Annotated in this window: 14 protein-coding genes; all 14 read right to left on the bottom strand. The window is 46.2% G+C overall.

Annotation, left to right across the window (positions count from 1 at the left end):
• Nucleotides 1–7 precede the first annotated feature (7 nt).
• The 14 genes from ACXHJ1_RS17990 to leuD all read right to left on the bottom strand — a co-directional run bounded on the left by ACXHJ1_RS17990 (nucleotide 8) and on the right by leuD (nucleotide 18,200).
• On the bottom strand, nucleotides 8–688 hold the full coding sequence (locus ACXHJ1_RS17990; RefSeq protein ID WP_016822128.1) for a TIGR00266 family protein: 681 nt from the start codon (nucleotides 686–688) through the stop codon (nucleotides 8–10).
• A 226-nt stretch (nucleotides 689–914) separates the two neighbouring features.
• Nucleotides 915–1,652 carry a CAP domain-containing protein gene (locus ACXHJ1_RS17985; RefSeq protein WP_457904996.1) on the bottom strand — a complete coding sequence of 246 codons (738 nt, stop codon included), beginning with the start codon at nucleotides 1,650–1,652 and terminating at the stop codon, nucleotides 915–917.
• Between the two features lie 205 nt (nucleotides 1,653–1,857).
• A complete protein-coding gene (locus tag ACXHJ1_RS17980) occupies nucleotides 1,858–2,319 on the bottom strand; it encodes a GNAT family N-acetyltransferase (protein ID WP_016822130.1) in 462 nt (153 codons plus the stop codon).
• Nucleotides 2,312–3,496: a formate-dependent phosphoribosylglycinamide formyltransferase gene (purT, locus tag ACXHJ1_RS17975; protein ID WP_019687815.1), complete on the bottom strand. Its 1,185-nt coding sequence runs from the start codon at nucleotides 3,494–3,496 to the stop codon at nucleotides 2,312–2,314. The genes ACXHJ1_RS17980 and purT overlap by 8 nt, the downstream gene beginning before the upstream one ends.
• A 129-nt stretch (nucleotides 3,497–3,625) precedes the next feature.
• The gene (locus ACXHJ1_RS17970; RefSeq protein WP_017427589.1) at nucleotides 3,626–5,464 is read right to left on the bottom strand and encodes an ABC transporter ATP-binding protein; all 1,839 of its coding nucleotides are present in this window, start codon (nucleotides 5,462–5,464) and stop codon (nucleotides 3,626–3,628) included.
• Complete coding sequence (locus ACXHJ1_RS17965; RefSeq protein WP_457904995.1) at nucleotides 5,461–7,236, bottom strand: ABC transporter ATP-binding protein; 1,776 nt, start codon at nucleotides 7,234–7,236, stop codon at nucleotides 5,461–5,463. Before ACXHJ1_RS17965 ends, ACXHJ1_RS17970 begins: the two co-directional genes overlap by 4 nt.
• Nucleotides 7,237–7,492: 256 nt before the next feature.
• Nucleotides 7,493–11,161, bottom strand: a complete 3,669-nt coding sequence (locus tag ACXHJ1_RS17960) for a dynamin family protein (protein ID WP_457904994.1) — start codon at nucleotides 11,159–11,161, stop codon at nucleotides 7,493–7,495.
• A 184-nt stretch (nucleotides 11,162–11,345) separates the two neighbouring features.
• A complete protein-coding gene (locus tag ACXHJ1_RS17955; RefSeq protein ID WP_019687820.1) occupies nucleotides 11,346–11,891 on the bottom strand; it encodes a glutathione peroxidase in 546 nt (181 codons plus the stop codon).
• Nucleotides 11,892–12,068: 177 nt separating this feature from the next.
• The gene (locus ACXHJ1_RS17950) at nucleotides 12,069–12,341 is read right to left on the bottom strand and encodes a hypothetical protein (RefSeq protein ID WP_013310628.1); all 273 of its coding nucleotides are present in this window, start codon (nucleotides 12,339–12,341) and stop codon (nucleotides 12,069–12,071) included.
• 67 nt (nucleotides 12,342–12,408) lie between these two features.
• Nucleotides 12,409–13,083 (bottom strand): endonuclease III, encoded by a 675-nt coding sequence (nth, locus tag ACXHJ1_RS17945; RefSeq protein WP_025365090.1) that lies wholly within the window; start codon nucleotides 13,081–13,083, stop codon nucleotides 12,409–12,411.
• 213 nt (nucleotides 13,084–13,296) lie between these two features.
• Nucleotides 13,297–13,947 (bottom strand): GerMN domain-containing protein, encoded by a 651-nt coding sequence (locus tag ACXHJ1_RS17940; RefSeq protein ID WP_457904993.1) that lies wholly within the window; start codon nucleotides 13,945–13,947, stop codon nucleotides 13,297–13,299.
• 49 nt (nucleotides 13,948–13,996) lie between these two features.
• The gene (locus ACXHJ1_RS17935; protein WP_017427585.1) at nucleotides 13,997–15,496 is read right to left on the bottom strand and encodes an N-acetylmuramoyl-L-alanine amidase family protein; all 1,500 of its coding nucleotides are present in this window, start codon (nucleotides 15,494–15,496) and stop codon (nucleotides 13,997–13,999) included.
• A 294-nt stretch (nucleotides 15,497–15,790) separates the two neighbouring features.
• Nucleotides 15,791–17,365, bottom strand: a complete 1,575-nt coding sequence (locus ACXHJ1_RS17930; protein ID WP_107733456.1) for an N-acetylmuramoyl-L-alanine amidase — start codon at nucleotides 17,363–17,365, stop codon at nucleotides 15,791–15,793.
• Between the two features lie 232 nt (nucleotides 17,366–17,597).
• On the bottom strand, nucleotides 17,598–18,200 hold the full coding sequence (leuD, locus tag ACXHJ1_RS17925) for a 3-isopropylmalate dehydratase small subunit (RefSeq protein WP_019687822.1): 603 nt from the start codon (nucleotides 18,198–18,200) through the stop codon (nucleotides 17,598–17,600).
• Between the last annotated feature and the right edge of the window lie 3 nt (nucleotides 18,201–18,203).

The raw sequence follows: 18,203 nt of genomic DNA, 5'->3' as shown, positions 1-18,203 counted from the left end.
AAAGAAACTATTTGCTATCAGGGATGAAACTTCTAATCCATTGTCCAAAACTACCCGGATTTCGGCTTTGAATCAGTACCGTTCCTTCACCGCGAAAACGACATACAAGAGCTTCCCCACTCGTTACGCTGGACAACCAGCCTTTAGATGCCTTTTCAATTCTATAATCCATATAATCCGGCCATGCCACTAGATGAGCATTATCAATAATACGCTCCTCTCCTGGCGCGATATAAATGGGGTGAATGGCTCCATACGAGGATAGGAATACTGTGCCGCGGCCACTGATTTCTACAATAAAAAAACCTTCACCGGAGAATAAACCTTTCATCAGGTTTTGCATTTTGGTACTAACCTCAATCCCTTCCGTACAGGCCAAAAAACCGTCCTTTTGCACCAACAACCTGTACGTGCCATCCAGTTCCACTGCTTGTACATCACCTATGCTTGCGGGGGCTAGCAGTACTTCAGCGGGTCCCCGGGCTGCTCTCAGCTCTTGAAAAAAGAATTTTTCTCCGCTCAGCATTCTGCCTAAACCACGTAACAGCCCACCGTCTACCGTCCCCTTTATATCTACACTGGAAGACATGGAAACCATCGCTCCCATTTCTGCTTTAATGGTTTCTCCGGGGTTCAACTGCACCTTAAGCATAGCAAAAGCACCTTCATGCACGATTTCGTAGCTCATTTGTTCACCTAGCTTTCCAAAAGTAGTCTGTTATCCATTCAGCTTACTGTCATCATACTATAAGCACGTCCCTTATGTCTTTTCTGGTATAGAGCAATGGTTTATGCCTGAAGTGACATGAGCGACATAAAAAGACCCGCTGAACGTAGTCAGCGGGTCTTTACATTACGTACGTCACTATCTTTTTATAAACAGAAATGACGTTTAGAACGTTTTCTCTATCAACTTAGTTACGTGTGAACTCTTGTACCCAATATCCATTGTAGTAAGCCACACCGATTTGTGTATATTCTGCCTTCAAGATATTTTCACGATGTCCCTGGCTATTCATCCAGGCCTTCATCACTTCTTGTGGTGTTTTTTGTCCCATTGCAATATTCTCACCCGCATACGTATAAGTTACACCGAATTTTTTCATCATATCAAAGGGTGAACCGTAAGTCGGAGATGTATGGGAAAAGTAATTGTTCGTGCTCATGTCCTTCGCCTTCGCTAAGGCTACTTCTGTAAGCTTCGCATTAGATGTGAGGGGCTTCAGACCTTTTTGACTGCGCTCGTTGTTTACAAGCTTTACAACCTCAGCTGCAAATTGAGGCTTGCTGAGTTGTGCATTAGAATCTGTAGACTGACCTGCACCTGAGTTGGTGTTTTGTGTTTGGGTCTGTTGCTTGTTAACAGACTTTGAAGCCTTTTGGTTACCCTGATTCGTCGTTTGCTTGCCAGAAGAAGGATTTGCTGTTTTTGTTTTAGCCTTGTCCTTTTCAGAATAATCCTTAATGACCGTCTTTGTTATTGTCGTCGTCCCGTTGGACATATTGACTGTGTATCCGTTATTTTGAAACCACTGTTGTAATTGAGCAGATAAATCGTCAGCTGGTGAAGCTGATGCCGGAACGATGAATCCTGCGGATAAAATGGCGCTTAGGCTTCCCATCACCAGTGTTTTTTTCAACATATTCTTCATTTCGTCATCTCCTTGTTGTATAAGTGCCTTGGTGTGAACGTCTCAGGTTACAACTTTGTAATCTTTACTCTAGCAGTATATCATGTTTTATAGCATCATCAATGGTATAAAAGTTGGAAAAAAAATAGTCCTGCTCGGCAATGGCGAACAGGACGAAGTTAAAAATAGTGAGGCTTTAAGTATTAGATTGTTTGTTGCAAGCTGATTATCTAAGCTTTTTGCTGAAACGGTAGCCTTGCTTCTCAAAGCCGATTCGGTTGTAGAAAGCACGGGCCTCTACTTGTTTGATGCGGTTATTCGCTCCAGTAATGAATAAATGATAGCATCCTTGCGCACGCCCCCACTCCTCACCACAAGCAACCAACCGCTTGCCAATGCCTTCGCCGCGATACTCCCCGCTCACGACCAGCATGGTGATTTGTACAGCAGGATCAGGATAGGCCAGGCTTTGAGCCGTATGCATGCCGATTACTCCGACTACACGACCATCCATTTCTGCAACCATCATATTCGCTTGACTGTCCTCCTGCGCTGTTCCCATAACTTCTTTCATAACACCACAAGTCATCGGGTATCCGACTTCTCTGAGTAGTCCAGTTACGGCTTCACAATCGCCAAGCTCTACGGAACGAATTGTCAGTACTGGAATCATCACACTGTTAGACATGATTTACCTCCACTTTCAGCATATTGGCAGCTTCTTTGGCTGTCTTCCGTGCTGTTTCCACATCTTCTGCAGCGCTAAGCGCTACAGCCATCCGGCGTCCCGGCTTGGTTTCAGGCTTCCCGAACACTCGCACCTGTGTCCGGGGTAGCAATAGTGCATCATGCAGACCGCTTATTGCGAAATCGCGCGTAGCCACTTCTGCCTTTAAGGTAGCTGAAGCTCCTGGTGTAAGCAGCGTGACGGATGGCACCGGGAATCCGAGAATTGCCCGTACATGAAGCGCAAATTCAGACAAATCCTGCGTAATCATGGTCACCATACCTGTATCATGCGGACGCGGGGATACTTCACTGAATATGACGCTATCAGCCGTTAAAAACAGCTCTACGCCAAACAATCCGTAACCACCCAGTTCATCCGTAATCGTACGGGCAATGTCCTGCGCCTCCGAAAGCTGCTTGTCCGTCATGCCATGAGGCTGCCAGGATTCGACATAATCCCCATCTTTTTGAATGTGGCCAATCGGTGGGCAAAAAGTCGTGCCTGATTCCGATCTGACGGTCAATAAGGTGATTTCACTCTCAAACGGGACAAAAGCTTCAACAATGACACGTGTCGTTTTGGCACGTGCGCCTTCCAGCGCCGTATTCCAGCAGGATTCTGCGTCTTCGAGTGTCCGGCATACAGACTGCCCTTTACCCGATGAACTCATTAAGGGTTTGACCACGCATGGCGTGCCCAGCTCTTGAACCGCCGACCGTAACTGCTCAAAATGATCTGCAAAACGGTAGGCAGCAGTCGGAAGCTGTAATTTCTCGGCAGCCAACCTGCGGATACCCTCACGGTCCATCGTAAGACGAGCGGCCCGTGCCGTTGGTACTACGTGAAATCCCTCTTGCTCTAATTCTTCCAAAGCACCCGTAGCAATAGCTTCGATTTCAGGTACAATTATGTCGGGCTGTTCCTTGCGAATTAGTGCCTTCAACGCCTCAGCATCCTGCATATCCAGACAGTGAGAGCGATGGGCCACCTGCATTGCTGGAGCCAGCTCATAGCGATCTACAGCAATACATTCCACGCCAAGCCGCTGAGCTTCAATAATGACTTCTTTTCCCAATTCGCCGCTACCCAGCAGTAGCATCTTCTTAGCCTTGGCAGAAAAAGGAGCACCCCACATCTTGAACTCTTCCCCCTCTGACGATATTGCTCTGATCTCTTTTCATCTTTATTTTCAGGGTTTAGCTCCAAGAATGCAATAGTGCTCGGCATTTTAATTTACAAAAAACGCGATTTTTTGATCTTTTTTTTACAAAAATCTGAACTGTGCTTCCACCAGCCCCCGATATATTCCATGTTTTTTCATCAATTGTTCATGATTACCACTTTCTTGGATCTCCCCATGGTCCAGTACAACGATATGATCAGCATTCCGGATGGTGGACAAACGGTGAGCGACCATAAAAGAAGTTCTGCCTTCCAATAGAACCTGAAGGGCCTCCTGAATTTTCAACTCCGTTTCTGTATCAATGCTGGCTGTGGCCTCATCCAGAATAAGAATTCGCGGATTAGCCAGTAAGGCACGGGCAAAGGATAAGAGCTGGCGCTGACCCATGGACAGCATCCCCCCACGCTCCTCTACCTCTGTTTCATAGCCATCTGGCAAATGAACAATAAATTCATGAGCATTGACCGCCTTCGCAGCCGCTTCAATCTCCTCATCCGTTGCATCCAAACGGCCAAATCGGATATTATCACGTATCGTTCCCGAAAAAATAAATGTATCCTGAAGCACGATGCTAATCTGGCTGCGTAAGCTCTCCACTGTGACATCTCGCACATCATAACCGTCAATAGTAAGTCGCCCTGACGTAATGTCATAAAAACGGCTGAGCAAATTAATAATTGTACTTTTACCTGATCCAGTATGACCTACAAGCGCTATAGATTGACCTGCCTTGACAGAAAGATTAATACCTTTAAGCGCCTGACGTCCCTTTTCATATTCAAAAATGACTTTATCAAATTGAATATCACCCCGAATAGGCGGCAAGGCTTTTGCTCCTGGTTTGTTTGCAATATTCGGCTGTTCATCCATGAATTCAAAAATTCTTTCTGACGAAGCCATCGCAACCAGTAGCTGATTATACATTTGACCTAGCCGATTAATCGGCTCCCAAAAGTTCCCTACATAGTTGGCAAATGCAACCAGCAAACCCACCGTCAGCTGATCTGTCTGAATTAAATGCGCTCCAAACCAGAACAGCACAAGCGTACCTAATCCTCCGGTAATATCAATAAGTGGGCCAAAGACCTGATTCATGGCAGAAGCCTTATCCCACGATTTTTTACTGGAGCTGTTCATATCGTCGAAATAAGCCATGTTTTCCTGCTCCTGCGTATACGCTTGTGTCACACGAATTCCCTGAATAGATTCATTCAAATGAGAATTGATACGCGAGTTCTTCATGCGTACTTCTTGCCAGGCGCGACGGATGCGTACTCGCAGCTTGGTCGAAATCAAAAACATGATCGGAACAGTCACAATCACTGCCAAACCGAGCTTCCAGTTAATAAGCAGCAAAATGACAATAATTCCGAAAAGCTGTACGCAGTCAATCAGGACGTTCACTGCACCATTCGTAAATAAATCCTGTAGCGAGTTAATGTCATTCGTTACACGTACTAATACAGAACCTGCTGGTCTTTTATCAAAAAAGTTGAAGGAAAGCTTCTGAATATGCTTGAACAAATCTTCACGCAAATCGTAAATAACCCGCTGACCAATAATATTGGTGAATTTAATACGGTACGTGCTGGCTGCCCATTGGATTAAATATAACAAGAGCACGGCACCCGTGATGAGCAACAATAACTTTACGCTAGGTAGTGCAGGCGATGCAGGAGCAATGGCCTTGTCAATAGCCAGACTGATCAAATATGGAACCGTCAGCTTAGTAATCGTGCCTAGAATCATCATGACCAGAAGAATCGGTAGAATCTGACGGGCATAAGGTTTCATGTATGCTAGCAAACGTTTGAATTCCGCCCAGTTAAACGGTTTATCAATAACCTCATCATCTTGATAGACAAAGCGCTCATTGGTCGGCTTCTTTAACGGTTTGGCTTTTTCTACTGGAATATTCATGGTCTCACCTGCCCTTCGGATACACCGTCTGGAGCCTCCGCTATGTAATCGGCGTATTGAATATGATACACATCTTGGTATGGACCTGGAGTAGCAATGAGCTGTTCATGTGTTCCACGTTGGACGATTCGTCCTTCCTCAAGCACCACAATTTCATTGGCATGACGAAGCGAGGAGATTCGGTGAGCTATAATAAACGTTGTGCGTCCACGCATAACCTCTTGAAAACCGGACTGAATTTCATGCTCCGTCTCCATGTCGACCGCACTGGTAGCATCATCCAGAACCAGAATTTTTGGATTTTTGAGTAGTGCGCGTGCGATGGCAATCCGTTGTTTCTGCCCTCCGGACAGTCCCAATCCACGTTCACCGACGACAGTGTCGTAGCCCAGCGGTAATTCAGTGATGAATTCATGCGCCTGAGCCAGCTTGGAAACGCGTATGATGTCATCCATACTGACATGACTTAATCCATATGCAATATTGTTGCGTATGGAGGACGAGAACAGAAACGTCTCCTGAAACACGGAAGAAATTTGAGCACGTAAATCACGAATTTTCAAATGACGTATATCCATACCATCCAGTTTGATGCTGCCTGCATTCACATTATAGGCTCGCATGAGTAGTTGAATTATGGTCGACTTCCCGGACCCTGTTCCTCCTAAAATCCCAATGACCGATCCCGGTGGCGCATCCAGATTGATGTCAACAACAGCAGGTAGCTTATTTCCGTAAGCAAAGGTAACATGTTCAAACGTCACATGTCCCTTCACCTGATCGGCGTTGAGTGTAAGTGCATTAGCTTCATCAGTTACATCTACAGACTGGTTTAGCAACTCCAAAACCCTTTCACCGGAAGCTTTGGACTGCGTATAGTTATTGATATGAAAGCCAATGCTCCAGATGGGACCGATAATATACCAAATTAAGCTAAAGAAGGCGACGAGTTGCCCCAAGGTCATTGACTTCTGTATAACTAGATATCCACCCATCCCCAGGAGAAGAACCACACTGACCGAGGCAATCAGTTCCATCGCGGGGAAAAATCGACTCCATAAGGAAGCAGCCTGAATCTGGTTGCTCTTGTACTGCTCATTACGTACGGAGAATTTTTCAACTTCATAGGATTCGCGAGCAAAAGATTTAACGGTTCGCACACCTGTAATATTTTCTTGTACCGCTGTTGTCAGGGCGCTGAGAGCAATTCGCATTTCCTGAAAGGTGGGATGAATCCGTGATTCAAATTTGAATGTGACGAAGAGTAGCAATGGCATGCTGATCATCGTAAAGAGGGTGAGCTGCCAATTAATATACAGCATCATGATAGAGCCGAATACGACCATCAGTAGCACATTGAGGAGCTGGGCAAAACCAAACCCGATAAAGTTGCGGATCGCCTCCAAATCCCCCGTCAGACGGGACATAAGATCCCCCGTTTTGGCAGTGTCATAATATCTGAAGGATAGAAATTGCAGCTTTTCGTAACAGGCATTGCGAAGTCGATACGCCAAGTAGTTACCTAGCCGTCCACCAAAAAAACCATGTAAAAATTGCATAAACCCTTTGATGATCACGACTCCCAGTACAGTCAGAGCCAGAACTGGAACTTTCTCAAACTCACCGGGAATGATAGCGTTATCAATGAGCCGTTGGAGCAGGTTCGGATACACCAGTCCCAAGGCCGTCGCTATCGCAAGGCATAGAATGGAAAGAAATAGATAATGTCTCCTCTCTCGAAAAAAAACTTGCAGTTGCCTGAGCACTTCCATGTCAAGTCCCTCCATTAGTTGCACGACGTTGTTATATGGCTTAGTGAAGTTTACCATCCGTGTTCCAAGGCGGCAAAGAGGATAATGGGCCGTTTTCAGGCAGGTTCCCAATTGGTAGGTGATTAGACAAATTAAATCGCTTTCTTATCATTGAATATGGCTATTTCCTCAGTTTTCCTTTCTTTTTGAAGTATGCTTAAAACACCGGATTGTCCCGCAACCCGGTGTCCTGACCTTAAAGCAATCGTGAACATATTTATATGGACTCTAAATTCGCGAGCTGACCAGCAAGCTCTTCCCAAACTTGTGGCTCCTCACCGCCCTTAAGTGCATGCTCCATGCCACGAGTAGTCTCCAGCATTTGCTCTCGTAGCTGTGCTTTCTGCCACGTTTGTTCCTCTTGCATCATAGCAATGTAAAAAGAAGACAATCGTTCTCGCTGCTGATCCACAGCTTCCCCGATTAGCTGGCGTAATATGGGCTCCAGTCTAGTTTGTAAATTCGCACGACCCGTCCCTTCGAAAAATAGCTTTGGATTTTTAAAGCTATTCCAATAATCCTTCCACTGAATGGACTCCTGCAAGGAAATACCCATCAGTTCGGGAACAGCCCATTCTCTGAATTCAGGAACTGTACAATCTAATCCATTCAGCTGATGGTTCATATGATGTACGCACTGTTGTATAGCCTTACGCACTAAAGCTTGCCCGGTTTTTTCCAGTCTGAGTGTGGTTGCTAGCAATTCCTGAGACAGCTCCAGTTCGATCAATCGCATCAGTTCACGACCACAAGATGCAAAAGCCGAACGAAGATCACCTACTCCTTCACGCAGAACAGAAGGATGAAACGCTTCTGCCATAAATTCACCCGTTCGGTAGGCTAACCTTTGACGTACATGATACAGCAGTTCATCGGTTTCGTCCGACAACACAGATCCACCATTGCTACCAGTCGAACCAAGGAGCACCTCCTCCAGATCCCTACGGATTCGAGTTAATTGCTCTATTCGGATCTCTCGCTCTTCAGCGCTGTACCGAGCATCAGCAGCATGTTGTTCTATTCGGTTCCGCAGCCGTCCCAGCTCCTGCATAGCAGCTGCAATGGACAAACCTGCCAGCTCTTCGGCTGCAAATGCCGAAAAATCATCTTCAAACGCATCAAACCGTGAAACTGAACGCAGCGAAACCTCTCCCCGCTCGGCTGCTTCCAACGCCAGCATGCTGGAAAGCGGATAAATACGCGGCTTGCGGATTCCGTTCGCTTGAAGTTGTCCCTGTACATGCTGAGTCACAGAATGTAATTCTTCTTCAGAAGAAGCCAAATCAGATGCGTTGACAATAAAAAATGTCTGATCCAGCGCCAGTGTCTCTTTGACTCGGCCCAATTGATTCAAGAACTGTCGGTCCCCTTGTGTAAACGCATGATTATAATATGTCACAAATACAAGGGCGTCTGCATGCTTCATATAATTGAAGGTCACGCCTGTGTGCCGTGCATTCACAGAATCGGCACCTGGCGTATCTACTAGCACGATGCCCTGACGAGTCAAAGCGCAATCATAATAAAGGTCGATATGCTCGACGAAGCATGACTTGCGCTCGGATGCAACAAAATCTCGATATTGCTCTAGATTCACCTCAAGCTCTTTTCCCAGCAAGCTTTCAGCTTCTTCCCATCCAGCTGCTGCAGCCTTCAAAAAACTGTAATGAGGCCTTCCCGCAGGATGAATGCCTTCCGGTGATAACGCATTTACGGCTTCTTGCCAGCCCACGGACGCTGGCTCTCCCAATCCTAATAACCGAAAAGAGTATTTAAGATCTTCCCGTAATGCGTCCACTGATTTCATGTAGACGTCAGCCGTGGCATGGCGTTCATGACTTGTAGGCGCCATAATGCGGTTAATCGCTGCTGTCGTCGGATGCGGCGATACGGGCAACACCGCTTCGCCCAACAAAGCGTTGGCAAAGCTGGACTTCCCGGCGCTGAACGCTCCGAATAGCGCCAATGTAAAGCGCCCGCCCTCCAGTGCAGCGGCACGCGCATGTAAATCCCGAACAGCCGCTTGCATGGCAGGGTACGGGCTTATTAATGCAGCGGCGGCCTTCAATCGTGTCGCTGCTGCATCCAGTCGCGTAAGGCGGCCCCCGGCGGCAGACCGCGCTGTCGTCGTACTTGCTTGTGACTGCACCGATCCGTTGCGCGAGCCAGCAATGTCTGGACGCACGGCACCTGTTGATGCCGTATCTGTCGGGGCAGCAGCGGTGGTCTCAGCCGCAGGAGCAGGCGTGCCCACCCGGGGCAACCCGCCAGGCGCGGAAGCCTGCGGCAGCAAGCTACGCAGCAGGTTGGCGTGCGAAGCTGAGGCTTGCACGCGAGTGCTGTAGCGGCTCGCCGCGTCCGCCTGCGCCAGCAACGCTGTGCGCGCATCCGCGAGAGCCTCGCGGTGGGAGTTGACCCGAGCCGCAAGCTGGGCCAGCAGGCGGTCTACCAGCGCCAACGCCTTACGGCGGCAATCAGCGGTCACCGCAGCGCGTAGGTCCTTGCAATAGTTCAACGTGTACTCAGGAGACAAAGCATTTTCCTTTACTGTCTGCTCTACCAGTTGCCGATCCATTACAGGGCGGATGTCATCCAGCTCCTGCTCCATCGCAGCGGTCCACAAACCTTGGCCTTCTCCCCATGACCTCAGTAACTCACGCACATGAGGCAACAGCTGTCCCTCCACCTGATCAGCCAGCATCTCTGCCAGCCGATCCAAACGGCGCTCCTTTTCTCGCTCTGTCTTGCCTCCGGCAAACCATAACCCTGTTTTAAAGCCCGGCTTACGGCTCTCTAAATATTCGCCAGCCGCTTCACGTAGCACCGCAGGCGTGAGGTGAGCGTGTTCTAATAGATGATCCAGCTCTTGACGCAGCCGTTTATGCTCCTGTTCTGGAAGCATCATCCAGTGTTCATCTTCTTGCTGCAAGGTTTTCTGCTCTATGTCCAGGCGCAAAATGGCTTCTTCTCCACCTGCTTCTTTGAGCAGTACGTTCAGTTCCTCTTCTTCAGCAGCCTGCACTGTCTCCACATGCTGATCTACCAAATGGTGCATAGAGGACACTAAACTATAAGCCAAAAGCTCAGCTTTGCGCTCCAGCAGTTTCGGAATTAAGCACGTCAACTGTTCCCACTGGTTCCAGGGGTGATTTTGCTCCTTCAAGGAAGTAAACAGGATGTCCGTGTAATGTACCTGCCAGGCATGAAAGCTGCTTTCCACCTCATTACGATAACGTGAAAATGATAGCTCCCGCTCTCGGTGCTTATCGATTTGATTGATGATCAAATATAACGGCTTGCCCCAATCCGACAAACTTTTGGCAAAGGACAAATTATTTTCAGATTGGACATGATTGTAGTCCATCACATAAAAAACAATATCAGCCCAATGTAAAGCTGAATGCGTCGCCATCGCGTGTCCGTGGTCTGTGGAATCTACGCCGGGGGTATCCAGCAACACTCCTCCGCCAGATAATATCGGGATATCCTCCCATACTTCAACGGATTCATAGGCCCCACCATTTTTACAATACTCAGCAAGCTCAGATAGGGAAGCTTCCACGATTTCCGGCTCCGGGTTTTCTGCCGATCGGGCTGGATGAATAAGCGCTCTCGAACGTCCATGACGGATGGACACTACATTAGCACTCGTAGGTACCGGTCCAGATGGCAGCACGGTTTTACCGCACAGGCTGTTAATCAAGCTCGATTTACCTGCTGAAAAGTGTCCGCAAAAGGCAATGGTCAGCTCTTGTGCATGCGCTTTTTCCAGCAAATCCCCTACTGCCTTCGCTCCCGTTTCATCCCCCGCTTTACGCAAGGTATCCTGTATCTGTTCTATCGTATTCAACCACTTTTCTGCGTCTCCTGTAATCGTTTGCATCATAAGCTACGGTTTCACTCCTTGTCTTATCTGCACCAAATAGCTATATTGTAGCATTCCTAAGCCACTGTGAGAATCATCACATTAAAAAAACTAAAAAAGCGCTCCCTGCCTGTACCTGGCTTTCGGGAACGCTGTTCTTGTAAATGGAAACCATAAGTTTATTAATAATATCCAAAACAGATCATTACAGTAATGCTTCAATATATTCTTCCATATCCAGAGGGTCAGTCGTTGCTTCAAATCGTTTGATCACTTTCCCGTTCCGATCAATCAGGAATTTCGTGAAATTCCATTTGATCGAATCTCCTGGTAAGTACTCAGGATGACGCTCATGAATTAAAGGAATAAGTATTTTGGCAACCGAATGCGTTTCATCAAAGCCCTCAAAGGGCAACGACGAAGCAAGATATGTAAACAACGGGTGAGCCTGCTCATCACGTACATTCACCTTTTGAAACATAGGGAACGCGACACCATAATTCAGAGTACAAAATGTTTGCACACTTTCATTGGAATCCGGCTCTTGATCGGCAAATTGATTGCATGGAAAACCGAGAATCACCAAGCCTCTATCCTTAAATTGATCATATAGACGCTGCAAATCCTGATATTGAAATGTAAATCCGCACTGGCTGGCCGTATTTACAATCAACACTACTTTATCTTTATAATCACTAAGGACAATCTCCTTGCCGTTCATCGCAATGGCTGAATAATCATAAATGCTCATTTAAGAAACTCCTCTGAAAATGTAATTGAAGATTTCATATTTAAACATGTGAAATTGTCCATATCCAGCGTTTTATGACGTTCTTCAAGGTTTGTGTTAATATGCGCCTACAGGCTGGTTAGACCAGCCGAGCCGCCTACACCGGAACATGCAACGCATGTCGTCCGCAAATTGCACTTAATTAGCTGCAGTCTCAAGCACTGGCAGCAAAATTTCAAATACTTGACCATGCTGTAAAATCGTAATCCCACGGGATTTATCCTTCATTACAACCACTTCTGGCTTTTGTGACATACGCTCCAAGTAATGCTCGGGTACATCACCAGAATGACTAACTGTGATTCCCTCTAGCTCGCGCTCTTCGTTTTCAGCAAACTCTGTTGTTACAATTTGCTCAAAAATATCGGAGAACGCCTCAAAATTGTCTGTATATACCGAAATGCACTTCATTACTCTTCATCCTTTTCTACACATAAATGGTTAAACCCTCTATTACCTTTATAGGTCATTCGGGTCTTTAAGCTCTACGTTTCTTATCTTTTCTGATAAGAGACGTTTTCATACGTTTCTTGCCTTCCCTGCACACATCAAGCAATGGACATACCTGACATTGAGGGTTTTGAGCTTTGCAATGGTAGCGTCCGAAAAAAATGAGTCGGTGATGGGTCACAGACCATTCATCCCTAGGTACCCTTTTCATCAGCTTTTTTTCCACCTCAAGCACTGAATCATCCCAACCTGCAAAGCCGAGCCGTTTGGAAACGCGCTCTACATGCGTATCTACCGCAATAGCTGGTACATCAAAGGCAGTAGATACTACGACATTAGCCGTCTTGCGGCCAACACCAGGTAGCTTGACCAGTTGATCATGCTCCGAAGGTATCTCTCCCCCGTACTGGTCTATCAAAATCCGGCAGAGGTTATGAATATGCTTAGCCTTGTTTCGGTACAAGCCGATTCTACGAATATCCTGCTCCAGTTCCTCAAGAGGAACTGCCAAATAATCCTCAGGTGACTTGTATTTTTGAAACAGGTCTGCCGTTACTTTATTGACCATCTGATCGGAGCATTGAGCAGACAATAACACGGCAATCGTTAATTCAAAAGCATTGTCATGGTTCAGCTCACAATGGGCATCCGGAAACATCGTACCGATGGTGTCCAATATATGACGTGCGGTTGCTGCATTCACGGAAATCCTACCTCCTAGCAAAAAAAACGTCTTGATACGGGATAGCCCGCATCAAGACGGTCACTCTAAATAATCATCCGGAAAGAAACGAATACTATTTGTGCATGACTGCCTGCATAGGCGAGAAATACACTCCTATATTATCATTATCTGTCACAGATTGCACGTGAAAAGTGTGTAAATTCCCAAGAAATTTTCATACAGTCTGATCGATTAGCGACTCATAGGATGCTCCAAATCTACATGTCCCATTAAGGACTCTAGAGATTGACCATCTACAAGCAAATCCAGCGTTTTGACTTCCTTGAATTGGAACATCGTTTGCTTCAAGGCATCGATAGCCAATTCCTCACCGCCAGCTCCCAATCGAGCCTCATCCGGAAGGGAAATATCAAAGGTCAATGCACCGTTATCCAATTTGATCTTATGCACGGTAATTTTCTCGGACCACAACGGAACCAGAGCAGAATCACCGCTCTTTTGTAGAGCTTCAAACGATTTTTGGAATTTTTCCAGCTCGCTTGGATAGGTAATTTCCTTTTTCTGTTCTTTTAAGCCGTTCTCTTGTGTATCCGTGTAGTACACCGTGATCCGCTGTGTTTGACGATCTCCTGACTTTTCCGTGTCTGTCTTGGTCTTTGTAGGCTCCGTCGACGGAGATGCAGGTGTTTGACTCGCTCCATTATTTTCAGCAGACTGAGCTGATGGATCAGGGGTCGTCTGTTCGGGTGTACTATTTTGTGCAGCTGAAGTTTGTGTTTCCTGAGATGGAGTCGCAGGAGCCGATGTTTGCTTAGAGGCACACCCTGCACCTGCAATGGCAAACAGTGCCAGCAGACCTGCAATTACGATTTTTTTGTTCATATGTCTGTCCCCCTCCTTACTTGACGTTGGCAAGCGATTTGTTGAAGATTTATTTTACGTCGAGATACTCTGTGATTCCATCTGCAATCCCTTGAGCTACCCGGTTTTGAAAATCTTCATCAAACAGTGTTGCTTCCTCTTTTGCATTACTCAGATATCCTACTTCAAGCAAAACAGCTGGCATCGTCGTTTCCCGAATTACATGGAAATTCCCATAACGAATGCCTCGGTCTGTCAGACCCGTCGCAGGAGCAAAGTACTTATGCATAACGTTGGCGAACGCTTTGCTTGCACTACGCTGGTAATACGTCTCTGTGCCGTTGGAAGCTGAGCTACCGCTACTGTTAGCATGAATGGACACAAACACGTTGGCTTTAAGATTTTCAGCCACTTTTACGCGCTGTTTAAGCTCCAAAAATGTATCATCGCTACGTGTTAACACAACCTCAAGTTTGGGGTTTTGTTTTAATATGCTTTCTACTTTCAGGGCCATCGCCAGGTTGAAGGTCTTTTCATAATTTTTTCTCGAAATACCAACTGCCCCGGAATCTTTTGCTCCATGTCCAGCATCAATAACAACGACCTTTTTACCATTGCTGTTAACCGGGGATGTCTGTGTGTCATCAGGCTGTGACCCATCCGGTAACGTTGCATCTGGCGTTGTATTCACTGAATCCTTGGAAGCCAGATCGACGATAACACGATTCGATCCATCATTATATGCGGTATAATTCATGGCATGTTTCAAATCAATAACAACGCGCACCGTTGATGGTTCCTTTTGGAATAAAGCATATCGGATACCGGACACATCCGCTTCATTCTCAATGTCCAACGAACCATTTAAGTTGCTATCCAGCTTCTGCTGATCTCCGAAATTGTCTGCAAACGCAGTCGCTGGCAAATCTACCACTACCCGATCGGGGCCTGTCATCGTAAACGCTTTCGGCTTGACGGCACTTGCTGTTGTGATCGTTAAACGGTTTTGGCTGAAACTGACTCCCTGCACCTGTGTCACACCTGAACTGGCATTATTGGTTGGCGCAGTTACACTTCCTGTACCTGTACTGTTATTTCCGGACTTGGGAGGTGTAAATTCCCCGTTTCCAGACCCACTACTGCGGGTATATAATTTTACGGACTTGGAGCTGCTGTCCCATTTTACGTCCAGTCCCATTTGCTCGCCGATAAAACGAAGCGGTACAAGGGCATAATTGGAACGCAGCAGAGGCGAAGCATCCAGACTAATGTCGCTTCCATTGACAGTCGCCGTCTTACTTCCGATTATCATTCGGATCGAGGTACTGTCCTTCTCAATCGTTATGGTTCGCGCCTGCTGCTTCCATGTCACGTCATATCCCAAATTTTCAGAAATTACGCGTAGCGGAACCATCGTACTTCCGCCAATTACTTGTGCCTTAGCACCACTAGGGACACTTAACTGTTGATCGTCGAGATAGATTTGTGTTCCACTCGAAGCCGCATGTCCATAACCCGGAACCGCCCACATGAAGACAAATAATAACAACAAAAAACCAAATTTCTTCATTCGTCACCCTTCCATTCATAATTTTTTTGCCACATGCTCCGGTGCGGCGACCTGATATACGCGCTTATGTAATATCAGACAACCTTATAGACGTTATCTCACACCAAAAGTTGCGAATATATTCCATCATAACAGAAATATACGTGCCAAAGAACTATTTTTGTCGAATTTTGACTAAAAATATGGACCATTCGCTTCCCGTCAAAAGTCACAGTCCGAAAAATGAAAAAAGCTACTTTTCACCCTTATGAATTTCCATCAAAAGGTAAAAATAGCTTATATCACAAGCCTTCTTTAGTTGAGTGTTTCAGTTATTCCTGTGCCTGTTCCAAGGTACTCCTTCAGGCCATCGACAATCCCTTCGGCAATCTTCTGCTGTGTTTCTTCTGTGAACATGGCCGCTTCATTAGACGGATTACTAAGGTAGCCACATTCCAACAGTACAGCAGGCATTTGTGATTTTCTTGTCACCACATGGTTTGCCACCTTAATGCCGTTATCCTTAAACTCAGTTGCTGCTACAAGATGCTTATGCATGATCGTGGCCAGGCTTAAACTTTCCTGACGTGCATAATAGGTTTCAGACCCATTGGCTTTTCCGTTATTGGAGGTCGGCATACTGTTACCATGAATGGAAACAAACACGCTGGCCTGTTGATTATTAGCGAGCTGTGGGCGCTCATCCAGTGTAGGATACGTATCTCCATTGCGAGTCAATACAATTTGAATGTCAGGATCATTTTGGGCAAGCTGCTGGACCTTTAACGCTACAGCCAATGTAAATTCCTTCTCATGTCGTCCAGTCACGCTGCCTGCTCCAGGGTCCTTACCACCATGTCCTGGATCTATTACGACGATTCGCCGTCCTTCGACATTCGTTGGTGCTACCATCTCTGCATTCGTACTACGTTCACGCAACTGAAGGATGATATCGCCTACGCCATTAGTCGAAAGATCGTAATCACGTGTCTGATTCAAAGCAATGACAATACGTGCTCCTCCTTTTGTTCCATCTGCAGGAGCAAATCTGATTTCCTGTACATCCTCACTGTCACTAATTGTCAACGCCCGCGTGCCATCCTTGCGAACCGGGAACGAATGGAGAAGATCTGCCGACAGTGAAGCCTCTGCTAAATCTACAACTATACGGTCAGGTCCCGTCATTTTGGATACTTTAGGAGTTAGATCTTTGTTCAGAGAAATCTTTAGCGTTTCACTCTCAAAAGAAATGTTTTGTACAAGCACCGCATTTGCAGTGGTCTGTTCTACATTTTGCTCCTTGGATGTTGATGGTACGACTTCCGTATGCTTGTCTGCTTCAATTGGAGTTATTGTCGTCGCTGTGGCTGTAGACGTTTTATTTGTGCTTTTTGGACTCTGTGTTGACGTTTGCGACGGTTGTTGGGATTGAGACTGTTTATTCGCTTGTTGAGTTGCAGTCTTCTGACTGAGATTTACGGATTTATTTTCATTATTCCAATCCACCTTTAACCCCATTTGCTCCCCAACAAAACGCAATGGAACCATGGTCGAGCTGCCTCGCAGCACAGGTGGTGCATCCAAACTAACTGTTTTTCCGTTCACATCAGCCGATGTACGGCCTACATACATAGACATATCGGTACTGTTTTTTTGTATTGAAATTTTATAGGCTTGAGGTTCCCACTTAAACTGATATCCAAGCTGCTCCCCAACCACCCTGAGCGGTACCATGACTTTACCATTGACCATTTCAGGCTTGGCATCTGCAGGCGCTTCCACCCTTTTGCCATCCAAAAACAATTCTGCTCCAGCCGCATTCACATGAGGGGAGGACGGCCACAACCAAATCAAAATAGCCGCTAGTATCACCCAACCATATTTCTTCATCCTCATTCCCCTAACTTATATATGTATTTTTTGTGCTACTTACAGACATAGTCCTTCAACCATTTTACATTTACAATACCATGATGAGTTGAACCGTCAACCCCTTATTTACCAATTTATTTTCTAAACATGATAAAAGCCCGCAGGCAAAAGAGTTGCCAGTACGGGCTGTCTGTCTATCAAATAAATCAACTATATTTCTTCATATTGGAGCTAGGCTGGAAATGAACATTTATGCGCCTTGTTTCGCAGCACGTTTTTGCTCATAAGCCAGAATTTCAGACTCATGCTGGAGGGTCAAGCCAATATCATCCAAGCCTTGCAGCAGGAATTGACGGCGATGTTCATCCAGATCAAATTCAATACTCAGGCCGTAATCGTCAGTGATCGTTTTTTCATTCAGGTCTACGTTTAGTTGGTAGTTATCATGCTTCGCCGTGCGCTGGAACAATTCCTCTACTTGCTCTTCAGACAGTTTGATCGGCAAAATACCGTTTTTAAAACAGTTATTATAGAAGATATCTGCAAAAGACGGTGCGATTACACAACGAAACCCATAGTCCATGATTGCCCACGGCGCATGCTCACGGGAGGAGCCGCAACCAAAGTTGGCGCGAGAGATCAGAACAGATGCCCCTGCATAACGAGGCTTGTTCGGTTCAAATTCAGGATTAATATTGCCCGCTTCATCAAACCGCCACTCGTAGAACAAAAACTGCCCAAAGCCTGTGCGCTCGATTCGTTTCAAAAATTGCTTAGGAATAATAGCATCCGTATCCACGTTCACCCGATCCACAGGCGCTACAATTCCTTTTAAAGTTGTGAAAGCTTCCATCGT

Source organism: Paenibacillus sp. ALE2 (assembly GCF_054113385.1).
Note: the sequence above shows the minus strand (reverse complement) of the source record. Positions and strands in the feature narration are given on the sequence as shown.

Coding starts and splice junctions, on each gene's coding strand:
- ACXHJ1_RS17990 (WP_016822128.1), bottom strand. CDS start 688: ATGAGCTACGAAATCGTGCATGAAGGTGCTTTTGCTATGCTTAAGGTG.
- ACXHJ1_RS17985 (WP_457904996.1), bottom strand. CDS start 1,652: ATGAAGAATATGTTGAAAAAAACACTGGTGATGGGAAGCCTAAGCGCC.
- ACXHJ1_RS17980 (WP_016822130.1), bottom strand. CDS start 2,319: ATGTCTAACAGTGTGATGATTCCAGTACTGACAATTCGTTCCGTAGAG.
- purT (WP_019687815.1), bottom strand. CDS start 3,496: ATGTGGGGTGCTCCTTTTTCTGCCAAGGCTAAGAAGATGCTACTGCTG.
- ACXHJ1_RS17970 (WP_017427589.1), bottom strand. CDS start 5,464: ATGAATATTCCAGTAGAAAAAGCCAAACCGTTAAAGAAGCCGACCAAT.
- ACXHJ1_RS17965 (WP_457904995.1), bottom strand. CDS start 7,236: ATGGAAGTGCTCAGGCAACTGCAAGTTTTTTTTCGAGAGAGGAGACAT.
- ACXHJ1_RS17960 (WP_457904994.1), bottom strand. CDS start 11,161: ATGATGCAAACGATTACAGGAGACGCAGAAAAGTGGTTGAATACGATA.
- ACXHJ1_RS17955 (WP_019687820.1), bottom strand. CDS start 11,891: ATGAGCATTTATGATTATTCAGCCATTGCGATGAACGGCAAGGAGATT.
- ACXHJ1_RS17950 (WP_013310628.1), bottom strand. CDS start 12,341: ATGAAGTGCATTTCGGTATATACAGACAATTTTGAGGCGTTCTCCGAT.
- ACXHJ1_RS17940 (WP_457904993.1), bottom strand. CDS start 13,947: ATGAACAAAAAAATCGTAATTGCAGGTCTGCTGGCACTGTTTGCCATT.
- ACXHJ1_RS17935 (WP_017427585.1), bottom strand. CDS start 15,496: ATGAAGAAATTTGGTTTTTTGTTGTTATTATTTGTCTTCATGTGGGCG.
- ACXHJ1_RS17930 (WP_107733456.1), bottom strand. CDS start 17,365: ATGAAGAAATATGGTTGGGTGATACTAGCGGCTATTTTGATTTGGTTG.
- leuD (WP_019687822.1), bottom strand. CDS start 18,200: ATGGAAGCTTTCACAACTTTAAAAGGAATTGTAGCGCCTGTGGATCGG.